Raw genomic sequence first — 15,916 nt, 5'->3', positions numbered from 1 at the left:
CAAATAATTAAACATTCACCATCAACTTTGGTCCGTTTGGTGCATTGGTGCCGTAGCCCACTACCTTGGATGGTTCACCACCTTTAGTGAGTTTGACTGCACAGTACTTAAACTCCGGAATCTTGCCAAATGGATCTAAGGCTGGGTTGGTAATCAGATTTGCTGCTGCCTCATAGTATGCAAATGGAATAAAGATAGATCCTCTTGGAGTGCCATCATCTCTGCGCACATGAATACCTACCTCACCACGACGAGATTGAACTGTGATGACATCACCAGCAGATACACCAAGTTGAGTCATATCTTCACCATTCATGGATACGGTAGCGAGCGGCTCAATCGCATCGAGCACAGTGGCGCGGCGCGTCATACTGCCGGTATGCCAATGCTCCAGCTGACGACCAGTGATCAGAACAAATGGGTACTCAGCATCTGGACGCTCATTTGCTGGAATGATGTCGGCAGGAACCAATTTAACCTTGCCATCAGCAGTCGCAAATGCATCATCAAACACGATTGGACGACCTGGGTCTTCCAAAGATAAGCATGGATAAGTCACGCTAGATTGTTTTTCTAGGCGGTCCCATGTAATTCCCTTGATAGCGCCGTGCATTGCTTGACGCATTTCTTCGTATACCTCTGCCACACCAGCGTCAGGACCTTGGTAGTTCCAGTTCAAGCCCATACGCTTAGCAATCTCTTGGATGATCCACAAGTCCGCCCTGGCATCGCCAGGAGGCTCAACCGCTTTTCTACCCATCTGTACCATTCGGTCAGTGTTACTTGCAGTACCCACCTTCTCTGGCCAAGCGCTTGCAGGCAACACCACGTCTGCTAATAAGGCAGTCTCGGTCATGAAGATGTCCTGCACTACTAAATGTTCTAAGGATGCCAATGCGTGACGTGCGTGATTTAAATCAGGGTCACTCATTGCCGGGTTCTCACCCTCAACATACATGCCACGAATCTTATCCGGGTCACTGTCAGGCGCAGTAATCTTGTGCATGATTTCTACCACGGTGTAACCAGGTTTCTTATCCAGTGGTGTATTCCAGAATTTCTCAAACCAAGCATGTGCTTCTGGGTTATCAACGCGTTGATAGTTCGGGAACATCATCGGAATTAATCCAGCATCACTAGCGCCCTGCACGTTATTTTGACCGCGCAATGGATGCAAGCCTGAACCAGGTTTACCAATTTGACCGGTAATGCTGACCAAAGCAATTAAGCAACGCGCATTATCCGTGCCGTGGACGTGTTGGCTAACGCCCATGCCCCACAATATCATCGCTGATTTAGTGGTTGCAAATTCCCTAGCCACTTCACGCAAGGTCTCAGCCGGGATACCGCAGATTGGCGCCATCGCTTCTGGGCTATAGCCTTTGATGTTTTCTTTTAGAGCTTCAAAGTTATTTGCACGGTTCGCAATAAAATCTTTATCAACTAAACCTTCTTCAATGATCGTGTAGATCATCGCGTTAAGCATTGCTACGTCAGTGTCAGGCTTAAATTGCATCACGCGCCAAGCATGCTTAGCGATATCCGTTTTACGTGGATCGCATAGAACCAACTTCGCGCCCCGTTTAGCAGCATTCTTAAACCAGGTTGCTCCAACCGGGTGGTTTGCGGTTGGGTTTGAGCCAATCACCATAATCAGGCTGGAATGCTCAACATCGTTTACTTGGTTACTTACCGCACCAGATCCCACGCCCTCTAATAGCGCGGCAACAGAGGAAGCATGGCAGAGACGTGTGCAATGGTCTACGTTATTGCTACCAAATCCGGTACGAACGAGTTTTTGGAATAAGTAAGCCTCTTCATTGCTGCCCTTGGCGGAGCCAAAGCCCGCCAACACCTTGAGGCCATGTTTATCTTTAAGCTCTTTTAACTTCCCACCAGCAAAATCCAGCGCTTCTTCCCAGGTTGCTTCACGGAAGATATTGGACCAATCTTGATTTTTCTCAAGGAGAGATTCATCCTTGGGTACGCCAGGTTTACGAATCAATGGCTTTGTTAAGCGCTGTGGATTATGGATGTAATCCATACCAAAGCGACCCTTAACGCATAAACGATTATGGTTCGCTGGGCCATCACGACCCTCTACGCTCACAATCTTTTCATCTTTAATGTTGTAAGTGATCTGGCAACCAATACCGCAGAATGGACATACAGAATCCACTTTGCGATCAACGGTTTGTGAACCAATGAGGCTTTTTGGCATTAATGCACCGGTAGGACAAGCTTGCACACATTCACCGCAAGCAACGCAAGTGCTCTCGCCCATTGGATCGTTCAGGTCAAATACGATCTCGCTATGAGCACCACGCATAGCGTAACCAATCACATCATTTACCTGCTCTTCACGGCAAGCGCGTACACAACGATTGCATTGAATACATGCATCGAGGTTCACGGCCATCGCTGGATGTGAAAGATCATTGCTGACTTTTTCACGGCGCAAGGCTTTGAGTTCAGGGCGCACAGTCACATCCATACGCGCAGCCCAAGTGCTGAGCTCGCCATGTTGATACTTTTTCTCTTCTTCTTTAGAGTCACCTACCCACTTAAAGCCTTCATCGGGCATATCAGAGAGAAGCATCTCCAAAACGAGTTTTTGACTCTTGAGAGCACGCTCACTATTGGCTTTCACTTCCATGCCTGGAGTTGCGCTTCTGCAGCAGCTTGGCGCCAAGGTACGCTCACCATTGATTTCAACTACGCAGGCACGACAGTTACCATCTGGACGATAGCCGTCTTTAAAGCACAAATGAGGAATATCGATGCCATGACGTTTTGCTGCCTTGAGAATCGTTTCGCCTTCATAGGAAACAATCGTCTTGCCGTCTAACTTGAATTCAACGGTTTGTAATTCGAGTTCTTTTGGGTTAGTTGGTGCGTTCATATTTGTCTCGTTCTCCCCTCTTATGCAATTTCTTGTGGGAAATATTTATGAATACAGCGAATGGGGTTTGGTGCTGCTTGACCCAAGCCACAGATCGAAGCATCAACCATGACGGTCGCCAAATCTTCAAGCGTTTCTTGATCCCAAGACTTGGCTTGCATGAGCTTAGCGGCTTTACCAGTTCCTACGCGGCATGGTGTGCATTGACCGCAGCTCTCATGCTCAAAGAAGTGCATGACATTTAATGCCATATCGCGCGCTTTATCTTGATTACTAAATACCATCACGGCAGCAGAACCAATGAAGCAGCCATAAGGTTGCAAAGTATCGAAGTCGAGCGGAATGTCATTCATGGTTGCTGGCAAGATGCCGCCTGATGCGCCACCAGGCAAGTAGCCATAAAACTGATGACCGTCTTGCATACCACCACAGTATTCATCAATGAGTTCCTGAATAGTGATACCAGCAGGTGCTAATTTCACACCAGGATTTTTTACTCGGCCGCTTACGCTGTAGCTACGCAATCCCTTGCGGTCATGACGGCCGTATGAGCTAAACCAATCTGGACCACGCTGGACAATATCGCGCACCCAATACAAGGTCTCAAAGTTGTGCTCTAGTGTTGGTCGACCAAACAATCCGACCTGCGCAATGTATGGAGGACGCATACGTGGCTCACCACGCTTACCCTCAATACTTTCAATCATCGCGGACTCTTCACCGCAGATGTAGGCACCAGCACCGCGGCGCAATTCAATATTCGGAATCGCAAATGGTGGATTCGCTTTGAGCTTGGCTAATTCTTTCTCTAACAATTCACGGCAACCGTGATATTCATCGCGCAAGTAGATGTAACAAGCATCAATTCCCACTACATTGGCGGCAATTAACAAACCTTCCAAGAAACGGTGTGGATCACGCTCAAGATAAGTGCGGTCTTTAAATGTACCTGGTTCACCTTCGTCAATATTGACTGCCATTAACTTAGGTGCCGCTTGATCTTTCACAATGCGCCACTTACGACCTGCTGGGAAGCCCGCTCCACCTAAACCGCGTAGACCAGAATTTTCCATAGCTTTGATGATGCTTTCAGCATCACGTTTGCCTTCAACGATTTCTTTAGCTAAAGCGTAACCACCTTTAGCGCGATAAGCCTCATAGCCGACATAGTCCGGTGATACCGCTTGATTCTCACCCTGTGGTGAAACGCCCTTTTGAGCCAATTCTGCTGGCTCAAATACCGCATCATCTTTAGCCAAGGGCTGAGTGGTCAGTTTGTTGTTGACTGCTGCTTTTACCTTGTCGGTAGTAGCGAATATCACTGGATATTGATGTACTACGGCCACCGGAGCCTGCTCACAGCGACCTACGCATGGCGCTGCTACCACTTTTACATTTGAATTGCCCAAGATAAAAGGTAACTTAGCTAATAGGTTTTGCGCACCAGCTAATTCGCAAGCAACCCCATCACATACGCGTACAGTGATATCAGCCACTGGATCGTTGCCACGCACCACTTCAAAGTGGTGATAGAAAGTGGCTACTTCATAAACCTCAGACATTGGCAAATTCATTTCTTTTGCCAGCGCCACTAAATGACGATCATGCAATGCACGGTACTCATCATTGAGCTTGTGTAGATTTTCAATTAACAAATCACGGCGATGTGGCGCATTACCAATTAACTGTCGCACCTCAGCGATCGACGCGTCATCCGCTTGACGACCTTTTAATTTGCTTTTGCGACGAATGGTCTCCCGCAAATCATCTGCAGTTGCAACAGCGACTGCGTTGACTTCTTTGGAAGGCTTTGGGTGATTCATAGTCTGTAGTCTCTAACTTTTTATGTAATGCGTTTTTGTAATTCGTACTCGTGTGCATATCCCCCAAAATGAGGATTTTTGCTATTTAACAGCAGATTTTGGGTTATTTCTCACCCTAAGTCCTTGACTAAGCTCAAGGGAGATTTGCAGCCGTATTTTAAGGGTAAACCCTAGTTAGAGCAGAGATGGCGAAGGCTTGTCGCCTAGCGGCAATGAATAGTCGAGTTTGCGCTCATAGAGTCTCGCTTTGTAGCAGTCCTGGTAGCCCTTGCTGCCGATTTGCCAGCCAATCGAGGTGCAATCATCTTGGGCAGCCTGCTCTACTGAGCCGCAGGCGCTTAAACCAGCAGTCAAAGCTGCAGCCAAAAAGACAGTAGGAACCCAAGTTAAGCGCATTTTTGATAATTTCATGACTCAAGTCTACTTGATTCTGAGCTCCATATCGAGAGGAATCCCATTCTTGCCAGCCTCTACCGTTTTCACCTCTCCAATAGTGATGCGGTCTTTTAGACCTGGATTCTCTTTAACCATTATTTCAAAGGCAAGCTGCGCACGAGTCTTGGCAAGTGTTTTTAACTCGGCATCCGCGACATCGATGCCAGCAATTAGTTCATTGTGTAATTGTTCGTTACGAGCCTCACCATCAGGAACCATTAATAAACGTTGGCCTAATTTAATGCGACCAATGTATTGCGCATACGCCACCTTCAAGCCCGACTGAATTCTAGGATCTGACAAACTCGGTGATGGCACCGGTTCACCAGCTTGCAACTTAAATCCAGCGTCTTTCAAAATCGCAGTATCTGCTTTTACTCTTGCCATCGCTAGCTTGTCTTGTACTAGATCATAAGTGCCAATAATTTCCATATTGCTATTTGGCCTCTTAACAAGGAACTGACCAAATTTTTCCAGGCGCTCTTGATCATCTGGCAAAAATACTGCTTCACCTGGCACTGCATTAACTCCCTCATCAGAGCCCATACCCAAAATAGAAGCCAATGCCCTAAAGGGCGCAGTGGTCACGTTGGTGAGTACATTAGCAATTGCCTGCCACACTAGACCACTAGCGCTAAATTCGGGTGAATCCACATCTCCAGCAATTTTCACGCTTACATCAATGATGTCATCGGAATCTTCTAAGAGCGCAATAGCTAAACCCAATGGTAATTTTTTACCCTGAAAGCCCTCTACTTCATCGCCAAGCTGAACGTTCTTAATAATGATTTGATTGCTGCCATTTAATTGACCATCTTTTGCACGGTAACTCAGATTCAGATTGAGTTTGCCACCTGTAATTTGATAACCAGCATAGGTCATTACAGCAGGATTAAATGTCGTCAGCGGCAAATTTTTGAAACTCATGAAAATGTCATGATTGCGACGGGGGTCATCAAAGGAAGTTTGTCCTTTGGCGCGCATACTGCCTGAGTTCGCAACCACCCCTTCCATTGCAACCGAAGCAAATCGACCGGGTGTATTACTAACGCCAATAAAGCTCGCATTAAATTTCTTAACATCAACATGGAAATTTGGCTTCATTGCCATGTCTGCAAAAAATACTTCGCCAGACTTCAGGTTGACAGACCGAATATCTAAACCAAACGCGCCTTTTTTACTCTCTGGGGCGCTCTGAGTAGCTTGACTGCCAACCGAATCTTCTTCGGCCGCTTTGGAAAATAAACGCCGAAAATTAGACAAACCTTGGGCATTGATTTCAAAACGAAGTATTGGGTGCTCCAGCACAACTTCATCAATCACTAAATTAGTCGCCGGTTTAGGGCCGGCGCCAACAGTCTTATATTCAAACTGACGAATGTCTGCAAGATCCCAATCAATCAAAGGCGTCTTTTCGCCTTTCTCAAGCACGGACACTTTATTAAGTTGAGCGCTTCCAGAAATGCTATTTGATTGACTGCTCAGCTTGATCAATAACTCTGCATTGATTTCGCCACTCTTAGCCATTAACTCTTTATTGGCCGGAAGCAATGCAATCCATGGACCAGCTTTTAGGTTTTCGAGTTTGACCTTGCCCTCGAATAATTTGGATGCAGTATTCAAATCCCAGTGGGATAAGATTTTTCCCTCGTCTAATTTAAGATCAAGTTGCGCACCCAGAAGATTGGGGCTTGGGTTGCTTAAGCTTCCCCCTATGGCAACATGATTAAACGCAATGGTCTTATTAAGACCTGGAATAGCCAGTTGTAACGAGCCCAGATTAAAGTCATATTGGCCACGGACACCAGAGACAAGACCTTTTTGGTCATAGTTAGCAACATCCAATAATTTGATCGAAAAGGGCTTTAACTCTTCTTTCAACTTGGTCGATGCATCTACCAGACGCAGAGATGCTCCGCTCACCTCAAACTGATCTACCGAGATTTTCAGTGGCGCCACTTGCTTTGCATTTTCTTTTGCGTCATCTTTGGGTGAAAGACTTTTCTCAATCGCACCAAATAGTTTTTGCCAGTTCCAAAGATTAGCAGTCTTACCTTTGATGTTCGGTTTTTTCTCAACTAGCAATTTGGGCTCGTCTAGTAAAACCGCATCTAAGCCCACCTCCCCCAAAATAAGCTTTGTCCACTTAAGGTCAATAGTTAGTTTCTTGAGGTCCAATAACTGGTCGCCACCCTCTTCTGCTAAGCGCAAACCTTCTAAGGTCATGCGCAAGCGTAAGGGAGACAGGCTTAGATCTTGATAGGTGATTTCATAGCCAATTTTTTGGCCGTATTCAGCTACGGTCTTTTTTAATAGGCTAGGCACAAATGCATGGCATGCAGCCCAAAAAATAATCGTTAATACAAGCAAGCCCCCCGCTATCCTGCGACTCCAGCGGTAAATTTTGGATTTATTCAGGGAAAGCATCTACTTGTCTTTATCAGGCAATGTCAGTAACAATGAAAATTATCACAGAATATGTACCAAATATAACTAAACAACCCTGGAGACATTATGAAATTTATCCTTAAGTTCGCTGCACTCTTGTGTCTGTGTATGCACATGTGCTTGAGCAATCTTGCCAATGCTCAAAATCAAGATGGTTTTGTAGATCTCATTGACGGTGTTAGCCTCAGCGGATGGAATATTGTGGGTAATGCCAACTGGGTTATCGGCAATGGAATTATTGAGGGCAATAAACCCATGGGATTTTTAGTGAGCACAAAATCCTACAAAAACTTCATTATCAAAGCAGAGTTTTGGGCAGAGTCTGAGACCAATAGCGGCATCTTTATTCGCTGCCAAGATCCAAACAAAATTACCGCTGCTAATGGGTATGAAGTCAATATTTGGGATACACGTCCTGAACAAGCCTATGCAACCGGAGCTATTGTGGATGTTGCTAAGGTAAATCCCATCCACAAAGCAGGTGGTCGTTGGAATACCATGGAAATCGTAGCCAATGGATCTCACTTCAAGGTGAGTCTCAATGGCGTAGTGACCGTAGGCGATGGCCAAGATAGCCGCTTTGCAGAAGGCGTTATTGCTCTTCAGTCAGCAGGTGGCGTCGTGAAGTTCAGAAAGCTACAAATTAAACCGATTTAGTTTTGATTAACTTTTAAGTGCGCACGAATAAACTAAGCCACCGATTTGGTGGCTTAGTTTTTAGATATCGGCATTAACTGTATTTATGCCGCCGGCGGGAACCCTACCTTTTGTGCCCACATATTATTAAATACATGGATAACAGGTTTCTCGTAAACACCCGCCTTGGTAAAAGGCTCATTACTTAACCACTCATCTACCGCAGCCCTGCTCGGGAAATCCATTGCCAAGAGACTTCCTGTAACAGTTTTTCCATCTTCAGAAGTGAGTGGGCCAGCAAAAGCCATGCGCTCTGCCTGTTGGGCCAAATAAGCGCGATGCTCTGGTCGAACTTGCACACGCAAATCAGCCGTACCAGGTCGATCCATTAGCAAAATTGCAAAAATCATATTTATTCCTTAATTGTTTGGTCTATTGCTTGTTCTATTGTTTTCTTTATTACCAATCACCAAGCTTGCTTTTTACCATCAATCCAAGTTTCCTTAACTTGGATGTTGCGGATCTGATCGACAGGAGTCTTTTTAGGATTTGCTGACAATACAACTAGGTCGGCTTGCTTACCCACCTCAAGACTGCCAACCTTATCGTCAGAGAACATTTCATAAGCAGCATTGATAGTTACCGCACGAATCGCATCGTCAACAGTAATGCGCTCATTAGGCCCCAAAACTTTGCGTGGCTCTTTTTGCCACAGACGACCAGCGCCTTCAGAAATGTAATTTAGAGGACCTACGTTCGATACTGGGGAGTCGCTATGGTAAGCAAAGCGTCCGCCCTCCTTTTTGAATGAGCCAGATGGGTCAATACGGTCGGCACGCTCAGGGCCAACGATCTTGTCGTGAAATGCCTCACCCCAATAGTCGACGTGTCCAATCGTAAAGCCAGGAATTACGCCCAACTTCACTGCACGTTTAACCTGCTCTGGTGTGTTGATCGTGAAATGCTCAATACGCAAACGACGAGCCTTTGGATCAGGAGAGTTAGCCAATAACTTGCTATAGGTATTAAGCGTTTGCTCAATCGTACGATCACCATTGGCATGTGTCGCAATCTGCCAGCCCTGGTCAAAAATAGGCTTGGTCATCTTATAAATTTGATCATCAGCGTAATCTAAGTTACCTCGGAACTTTGTTCCCCTTGGATAAATATAGGATTCATTTAAGGCGGCAGTAATACCCTGCGTAGATCCATCGGAAACAAATTTCACACCCACATAACGCAACTTATCGTCGCCATCATTCGGCTTTAGGCTATTTGTTCCATTAGCTAACAAAGGGCCATATAGATATGCTCTGACACGTAGTGGAAAGTCGTTTGCATGAACAAGTGCATTAAAGAGTTTTACTTCGTTATCTAAGCCCAACATCAAACCTAAGGTGATTTCTGCGGAAGTCGTCACACCTTTTGACGCAATCATCTTTGCGGTTTTTTGCATAGCTGCAGCTAACTCAGCCTCAGAGGGAGCAGGCGCATGCTTAAGGATAGACAAAATTGCTGACGGCTCTACCACCACACCCGTCAAACGGCCTTGAGCATCACGCATATAAATGCCGCCATCACCTGGATTTGGGGTCTTATCGTTAATGCCTGCCACTTCAAGTGCTTTGTGGTTCACATACAAAATGTGGCCCGACTGGTTCATAACTGCAATTGGTACCTCTGTAGATACTTTATCTAAAACGTCTGCAGTCAACTCAGCCATAAAGGGTTGGGTACGAGATGGATCCACACCAAAAGCGCCTAACCATTGACCTTTTGGAAGTGTCTTTAATCTTTCCTTCAATTTTTGGCTAAGCGTATCTAAGGTGTCGTATTGAGGTGTGAAGTTCGATAGATTGAGCCAAAGGACTTCTGTCATCGCCGTCATCACAATATGAATGTGTGGCTCCACAAATCCAGGCATCAACGTTTGACCCTGAAGATCGACAACCTTGGTATTAGCGCCCTGCCAATTTTTTACAACTGAGTCTTTGCCACCAACCGCCACAATCTTGCCGTTTTGAATGGCTAAGGCTTGAGCCTGTTCATTTTTTGCATTGACCGTCAGAATAGGTCCGCCATAAAAAATGGTGTCAGCCGCTTGATTGGGCGCCGCATTAGCAAACTGCAAACAAGCAACAAGACCAATTGAGAGCAATGCTCTTTGAAAAAATGGGTTCATTCAAAGCCTCTTAGGGTGATGGATTTAGATATTTAAAGCATAGCGGATATTTAAACGAGTATTTAAATGTTGGGGACTAAAAATAGAAAACCACCCGAAGGTGGTTTCGCATTGTTTGGCGGAAGGGGCGGGATTCGAACCCGCGGTAGGCTATTAACCTACGCACGCTTTCCAGGCGTGTGACTTAAACCGCTCATCCACCCTTCCGGAACCGATGATTATACGATTGCCGAAAGGGTTTTGCCCCAAATCCCAGTAAATACAGCTTAGAGGGACTCTTTGAGTTGCTCCAAGATTGCTGGGTTTTCCAAAGTGGATGTGTCTTGAGTCACTTCCTCGCCCTTCGCGATTACACGTAAGAGACGACGCATGATCTTGCCTGAACGCGTTTTTGGCAAGTTATCACCAAAGCGAACATCTTTTGGCTTAGCGATTGGACCAATCTCTTTGCCTACCCAGTTGCGCAGTTCAGTTGCGACCTTCTTAGCATCTTCGCCGGTTGGACGACCACCTTTGAGAACCACGAATACGCAAATGGCTTCACCGGTTAAATCATCTGGACGACCAACCACTGCTGCTTCAGCAACTAATGGGTTTGCAACTAAGCAAGATTCAATTTCCATCGTACCCATACGGTGACCTGATACGTTTAGAACGTCATCGATACGACCAGTAATGGTGAAATAACCAGTTTCTTTGTTACGAATAGCGCCGTCACCAGCGAGGTAAAGGTTACCACCCAACTCTTCAGGGAAGTAAGACTTCACGAAACGATCTGGGTCATTCCAAATAGTACGAATCATGGATGGCCATGGGCGCTTAACAACCAAAATACCGCCGTTTCCGTTTGGCACATCGTGACCAGCCTCATCCACGATCGCTGCCTGAATACCTGGCAATGGCAATGTGCAAGAACCTGGAATCATTGGAGTTGCGCCTGGCAATGGGGAAATCATGTGGCCACCAGTTTCGGTTTGCCAGAATGTGTCAGCGATTGGGCAACGTGAGCCACCCACATTTTCGTAGTACCACATCCAGGCTTCTGGATTAATTGGTTCGCCTACTGAACCCAAGAGACGCAAACTAGATAAGTCATAACTCTTTGGATGCACCGCTTGATCATTGCTTGACGCTTTGATCAATGAACGAATCGCTGTTGGTGCTGTGTAGAAAATCGTTGCTTTGTGTTTTTGGATCATGTCCCAGAAACGACCAGCATTTGGATAAGTTGGCACGCCTTCGAACACAATCTCGGTAGCGCCTACTGCGAGTGGGCCGTATGTGATGTATGAGTGACCTGTTACCCAACCAATATCAGCTGTACACCAGAACACGTCGGTTGGCTTGATATCAAAGGTCCACTTCATTGTGAGAATTGCCCACAAGAGATAGCCGCCAGTTGAGTGCTGCACACCCTTTGGCTTACCAGTAGAACCAGATGTATACAAAATAAAGAGTGGATGCTCAGCGCTTACCCACTCTGGCTCGCAAGTTGCTGCTTCATTAGCCACAATATCTTGCATCCAAACGTCACGACCCGCTTTCATCTCAATCGCAGTACCAGTGCGTTTGCTCACGATTACATGTTTAACCTTGCCACATTCACCTGTAGAGAGCGCTTCGTCACAGATAGCTTTTAATGGCAATGATTTGCCGCCACGATATTGACCATCAGCAGTAATCACTGCAACTGCACCAACGTCGATGATGCGGTCACGCAATGCTTGCGCAGAGAAACCACCAAACACCACAGAATGAATTGCACCAATACGAGCACATGCTTGCATTGCCACAATACCTTCGATAGTCATCGCCATATAAATAATGACGGTGTCGCCAGACTTAATGCCCATCTTGCGCAGTGCGTTGGCCATTTTGCAAACACGCTCAAGCATCTCTTTGTAGCTAACTTTAGTTACAGTACCATCGTCGGCTTCAAAAATAATCGCTGTCTTATCGCCTAGACCAGCTTCAACTTGGCGATCTAAACAGTTGTAAGAAGCGTTAGTAGTGCCATCTTCAAACCACTTATAAAAAGGTGCTTTGGACTCATCCAATACTTTGGTAAATGGCTTTTTCCAGTAGATATTCTCTTTAGCGAGGTGACCCCAGAAACCGTCGTAATCTTTTTCAGCTTCAGCGCAAAGTTTTTTGTAGGCATCCATGCCTGGAATAGCCGCACCCTTAACGAAGTCTGCAGGTGGGTTAAAAACGCGGTTTTCTTGCTTTAATGGTTCCATGCTTCACTGCCCTCTATTTAATAAACAATGTTCTTTTTTTGCCAAAAACCAGCAAAATGACGGGTTATGACCCTCAAGACTTATGAAGATAAGTGAAAACACTTGGGATTTGCTCTATGGCAAACCCTTAAAATAGGGCAAACCTTACTATTAATGTGGAAATAAGCCTAAAACCATGACTCAGATTAAACAAAACGACCTCATTCAAAGCGTTGCAGACGCATTCCAGTTCATTTCCTACTACCACCCTAAGGACTTTATTGATGCCATGGGCAAGGCTTACTCCTTAGAAAAAGGTGAAGCGGCCAAAGATGCGATTGCGCAAATTTTGACCAATAGCCGCATGTGCGCTGAAGGTCATCGTCCGCTTTGCCAAGATACCGGTATTGCAGTGGTCTTTTTGAAGATTGGTATGAACGTTCAATGGGCGGATGCCACTATGAGCGTTACTGAAATGGTGAATGAAGGTGTGCGTCGCGCCTACCTCAACCCAGACAACACGTTACGTGCTTCTGTATTAACTGACCCTGCAGGCAAACGCAAGAACTCGGGTGACAACACTCCTGCTGTGGTTCACTATGAAATTGTTCCAGGAGATGATGTTGAAGTCATTTGTGCGGCAAAAGGTGGTGGCTCTGAAAACAAAGCCAAGATGGTGATGCTTAACCCATCTGACTCGATTGTCGATTGGGTGCTGAAGACTGTTCCAACTATGGGTGCAGGCTGGTGCCCTCCCGGTATTCTTGGCATTGGCATCGGCGGCACACCAGAGAAGGCCATGCTGATGGCTAAAGAAGCTTTGATGGGTCCAGTAGATATTCAGGAGTTAATTGAGCGTGGTCCTAAGAACCGCGTGGAAGAATTGCGCTTAGAGATTTATGACAAAGTAAACAAGCTCGGCATTGGCGCTCAAGGCTTGGGTGGTTTGGCGACTGTTCTTGATATTAAGATTTTGGATTACCCAACTCATGCTGCTTCATTGCCAGTCGCAATGATTCCAAACTGCGCAGCAACACGTCACGTACATTTCCATTTGCATGGTGATGGTCCTGCAAAACTACAGGCACCTTCTTTATCAGATTGGCCAGATGTCACTTGGACGCCAGATGTTCAAAAATCTAAGCGCGTCAATTTAGATGCTTTGACTGCGGAAGAAGTGGCGAGCTGGAAACCAGGCGAAACATTGCTGCTCAACGGCAAAATCTTGACTGGCCGCGATGCTGCGCACAAACGTATTCAGGACATGCTTGCTAAAGGTGAAGAATTGCCAGTGAGCTTTAAAAACCGCGTCATATATTACGTTGGCCCAGTAGATCCCGTACGCGATGAAGTTGTTGGCCCAGCAGGCCCCACCACCTCCACCCGTATGGATAAGTTCACTGAAATGATGCTGGCTAAAACTGGCTTGATTTCCATGATTGGTAAAGCGGAACGGGGTCCAGTTGCTATTGAAGCGATCAAGAAACATAAGTCCGCTTACCTCATGGCAGTTGGTGGCGCTGCTTATCTTGTTTCTAAGGCGATTCAGACTTCTAAGGTAGTTGGCTTTGCCGACCTCGGCATGGAAGCAATCTATGAGTTTGAAGTAAAAGATATGCCAGTAACAGTTGCCGTTAATTCAGAAGGCATCTCAATGCATGAAACTGGTCCAAAAGAATGGCAAGCAAAAATTGGCGGCATTCCTGTCAAGATTGCTTAATTCACTTTTGTTAATTAGCTTTAACTTGGTACTGAGTTGACACTGAATTGTCGTTAATAGGCGTTTTTGATTCTGGCGTTGGTGGCTTATCCATTTTGGATGAGGCGCTGCGCCAGCTGCCGCAACACGACTATATCTATTTAGCCGATTCTGCGAACGCGCCTTATGGTGAAAAATCTCCTGATTGGATTGCGCAGCGTAGCTTAAGTCTTTGCAAACATCTCGCGCAAGCTGGGTGCGATGCCATCGTAGTTGCTTGCAACACTGCGACTGCAGAAGCAATTAAAGATATTCGTGCAGCAATCCCAATTGCCATTGTGGGCGTTGAGCCAGGCATTAAGCCTGCCGCTATGCAATCAGCAAATGGCATTGTTGGCGTATTAGCGACTGAGGCGACTTTAAACAGCGACAAATTCAATTCCCTGCTCTCTACATTGCCAAATCATTGTCAATTTATTAAGCAAGCTGGTGCAGGTCTAGTGCCACTGATCGAAGCAGGCAAAGCAAATGATGGAGAAACTTTAGAGCTACTTGCTAAGCATCTAGAACCCATCCAGGTAGCGGGTTCTGACACGATTGTCTTGGGCTGCACTCACTATCCATTTTTACGTAAAGCCATACGCAAACTGCTTGGCGACAAAATTACCCTGATCGACACTAGTGAAGCGGTAGTAAAGCAACTAAAGCGGCAATTAGAGGCGCTCGCGCTCAATCAAACAGATTCTGCTAATAGCGTTTCTTCGCAATACGGTGCCGTGCATTTTTTTAGTAGCAAAGATGAGCAAGCGCTTTTGAAGATGGCGCAAGATTTAATGCATACCGATCTTAAGAATCATCGCGTTAGCACAGCACTGTTAGGTAATGTGTCATGAGCGCATTTTGGCAAAAGGTGGATGAGCGTCTGCCATTCACCAAAAGCGAACGCATCATTATTGGTATCGTGCTTTTATTGCATGCTTTACCAGCTCTGGAATTTTTACATTTGTCTACCAAGCCACCCCGGATGGATGATGAACGCGTAATGGCCAATCTAGTCAGCCCAGACACTGCTTCAAGCAAAAGCCAGCAACCACCTGCGCCACCTCCAAAGCCCAAAGAAGAGCCAAAGAAGAAAACGGTAGAAGAGAAGCCCCCTCAAAAATCGACCCCCACTCAGACACAAAATACCCCTACACAAAAGAGTGAATCATCAGCTCAAAGTCAGACACAAAACGCCGCTGTAGCACCAGCGACTTCTGGCGGATCAAGCGGTACCCCCATTCAGACAGACATTGGTAAACTGATTGTTGTATTTCAGCCTGATGCTGATGCGTATTACCCTTCGTTCTCCAAAAGATCTGGAGAACAAGGAACTGTAGTGGTGCGTTTAATTATTTCTGAGATAGGTGAAGTTGAAGATGTTGCAATATTGCAATCAAGCTCCTTTCCTAGACTCGATCGCGCCGCTACCGATATCGGCCGGCGTTATCGCTTTAAACCTTTTTTAGTCAATGGCTCACCCCAAAGAATTTCAACAAATCTTTTAATTAAATTTAACCTTAAGAATTAAGC

11 protein-coding genes and 1 tRNA gene are annotated in these 15,916 nt (G+C 45.9%); 4 read left to right on the top strand and 8 right to left on the bottom strand.

The features are described 5' to 3' along the window. Positions 1 to 7: 7 nt before the first annotated feature. From fdhF to DCO17_RS04555, 4 genes are all read right to left on the bottom strand, one after another. On the bottom strand, positions 8 to 2,902 hold the full coding sequence (fdhF, locus tag DCO17_RS04570) for a formate dehydrogenase subunit alpha (RefSeq protein WP_173955607.1): 2,895 nt from the start codon (positions 2,900 to 2,902) through the stop codon (positions 8 to 10). Between the two features lie 20 nt (positions 2,903 to 2,922). Further along, positions 2,923 to 4,725 (bottom strand): NAD(P)H-dependent oxidoreductase subunit E, encoded by a 1,803-nt coding sequence (locus tag DCO17_RS04565; RefSeq protein WP_173955606.1) that lies wholly within the window; start codon positions 4,723 to 4,725, stop codon positions 2,923 to 2,925. Positions 4,726 to 4,899: 174 nt separating this feature from the next. Next, a complete protein-coding gene (locus tag DCO17_RS04560) occupies positions 4,900 to 5,136 on the bottom strand; it encodes a hypothetical protein (RefSeq protein ID WP_173955605.1) in 237 nt (78 codons plus the stop codon). A gap of 9 nt (positions 5,137 to 5,145) precedes the next feature. Beyond that, positions 5,146 to 7,587 (bottom strand): DUF748 domain-containing protein, encoded by a 2,442-nt coding sequence (locus DCO17_RS04555; protein ID WP_173955604.1) that lies wholly within the window; start codon positions 7,585 to 7,587, stop codon positions 5,146 to 5,148. Positions 7,588 to 7,674: 87 nt separating this feature from the next. On the opposite strand from DCO17_RS04555, the gene DCO17_RS04550 reads away from it, so the two are divergent. Further along, positions 7,675 to 8,265, top strand: a complete 591-nt coding sequence (locus tag DCO17_RS04550) for a 3-keto-disaccharide hydrolase (protein WP_173955603.1) — start codon at positions 7,675 to 7,677, stop codon at positions 8,263 to 8,265. Between the two features lie 83 nt (positions 8,266 to 8,348). On the opposite strand, the gene DCO17_RS04545 is transcribed toward DCO17_RS04550, so the two are convergent. The 4 genes from DCO17_RS04545 to acs form a co-directional block, all read right to left on the bottom strand. Continuing rightward, positions 8,349 to 8,654, bottom strand: coding sequence for a YciI family protein (locus DCO17_RS04545; RefSeq protein ID WP_173955602.1), 306 nt, complete (start codon positions 8,652 to 8,654; stop codon positions 8,349 to 8,351). A 56-nt stretch (positions 8,655 to 8,710) separates the two neighbouring features. After that, positions 8,711 to 10,426: an amidohydrolase gene (locus DCO17_RS04540; protein WP_173955601.1), complete on the bottom strand. Its 1,716-nt coding sequence runs from the start codon at positions 10,424 to 10,426 to the stop codon at positions 8,711 to 8,713. 116 nt (positions 10,427 to 10,542) lie between these two features. Then, positions 10,543 to 10,633: transfer RNA gene (locus DCO17_RS04535), tRNA-Ser, on the bottom strand. A 59-nt stretch (positions 10,634 to 10,692) separates the two neighbouring features. Further along, the gene (gene acs / locus DCO17_RS04530; RefSeq protein ID WP_173955600.1) at positions 10,693 to 12,666 is read right to left on the bottom strand and encodes an acetate--CoA ligase; all 1,974 of its coding nucleotides are present in this window, start codon (positions 12,664 to 12,666) and stop codon (positions 10,693 to 10,695) included. A gap of 175 nt (positions 12,667 to 12,841) precedes the next feature. Between acs and DCO17_RS04525 the strand changes: the two genes are divergently transcribed. Genes DCO17_RS04525 through DCO17_RS04515 form a run of 3 tightly spaced genes read left to right on the top strand, consistent with a single transcriptional unit; the run spans position 12,842 to position 15,914 of the window. Further along, entirely contained in the window at positions 12,842 to 14,365 is a 1,524-nt protein-coding gene (locus tag DCO17_RS04525) for a fumarate hydratase (protein WP_173955599.1), read from the top strand. A gap of 47 nt (positions 14,366 to 14,412) precedes the next feature. Continuing rightward, positions 14,413 to 15,237, top strand: a complete 825-nt coding sequence (gene murI / locus DCO17_RS04520; protein ID WP_173955598.1) for a glutamate racemase — start codon at positions 14,413 to 14,415, stop codon at positions 15,235 to 15,237. Then, entirely contained in the window at positions 15,234 to 15,914 is a 681-nt protein-coding gene (locus DCO17_RS04515; RefSeq protein WP_173955597.1) for an energy transducer TonB, read from the top strand. Before murI ends, DCO17_RS04515 begins: the two co-directional genes overlap by 4 nt. Positions 15,915 to 15,916: the final 2 nt, after the last annotated feature.

The sequence above is a fragment of the Polynucleobacter tropicus genome (genome assembly GCF_013307225.1).
Classification (GTDB): domain Bacteria; phylum Pseudomonadota; class Gammaproteobacteria; order Burkholderiales; family Burkholderiaceae; genus Polynucleobacter; species Polynucleobacter tropicus.
The sequence above is the reverse complement of the archived record's forward strand: the minus strand, read 5'-3'. Positions and strand labels throughout refer to the sequence as shown.

Excerpts from the sequence above, each read along its gene's own strand:
- DCO17_RS04550 (WP_173955603.1), top strand. The coding sequence starts at position 7,675 with ATGAAATTTATCCTTAAGTTCGCTGCACTCTTGTGTCTGTGTATGCAC.
- DCO17_RS04555 (WP_173955604.1), bottom strand. The coding sequence starts at position 7,587 with ATGCTTTCCCTGAATAAATCCAAAATTTACCGCTGGAGTCGCAGGATA.
- DCO17_RS04560 (WP_173955605.1), bottom strand. The coding sequence starts at position 5,136 with ATGAAATTATCAAAAATGCGCTTAACTTGGGTTCCTACTGTCTTTTTG.
- DCO17_RS04545 (WP_173955602.1), bottom strand. The coding sequence starts at position 8,654 with ATGATTTTTGCAATTTTGCTAATGGATCGACCTGGTACGGCTGATTTG.
- DCO17_RS04515 (WP_173955597.1), top strand. The coding sequence starts at position 15,234 with ATGAGCGCATTTTGGCAAAAGGTGGATGAGCGTCTGCCATTCACCAAA.
- DCO17_RS04525 (WP_173955599.1), top strand. The coding sequence starts at position 12,842 with ATGACTCAGATTAAACAAAACGACCTCATTCAAAGCGTTGCAGACGCA.
- DCO17_RS04540 (WP_173955601.1), bottom strand. The coding sequence starts at position 10,426 with ATGAACCCATTTTTTCAAAGAGCATTGCTCTCAATTGGTCTTGTTGCT.
- acs (WP_173955600.1), bottom strand. The coding sequence starts at position 12,666 with ATGGAACCATTAAAGCAAGAAAACCGCGTTTTTAACCCACCTGCAGAC.
- DCO17_RS04565 (WP_173955606.1), bottom strand. The coding sequence starts at position 4,725 with ATGAATCACCCAAAGCCTTCCAAAGAAGTCAACGCAGTCGCTGTTGCA.
- fdhF (WP_173955607.1), bottom strand. The coding sequence starts at position 2,902 with ATGAACGCACCAACTAACCCAAAAGAACTCGAATTACAAACCGTTGAA.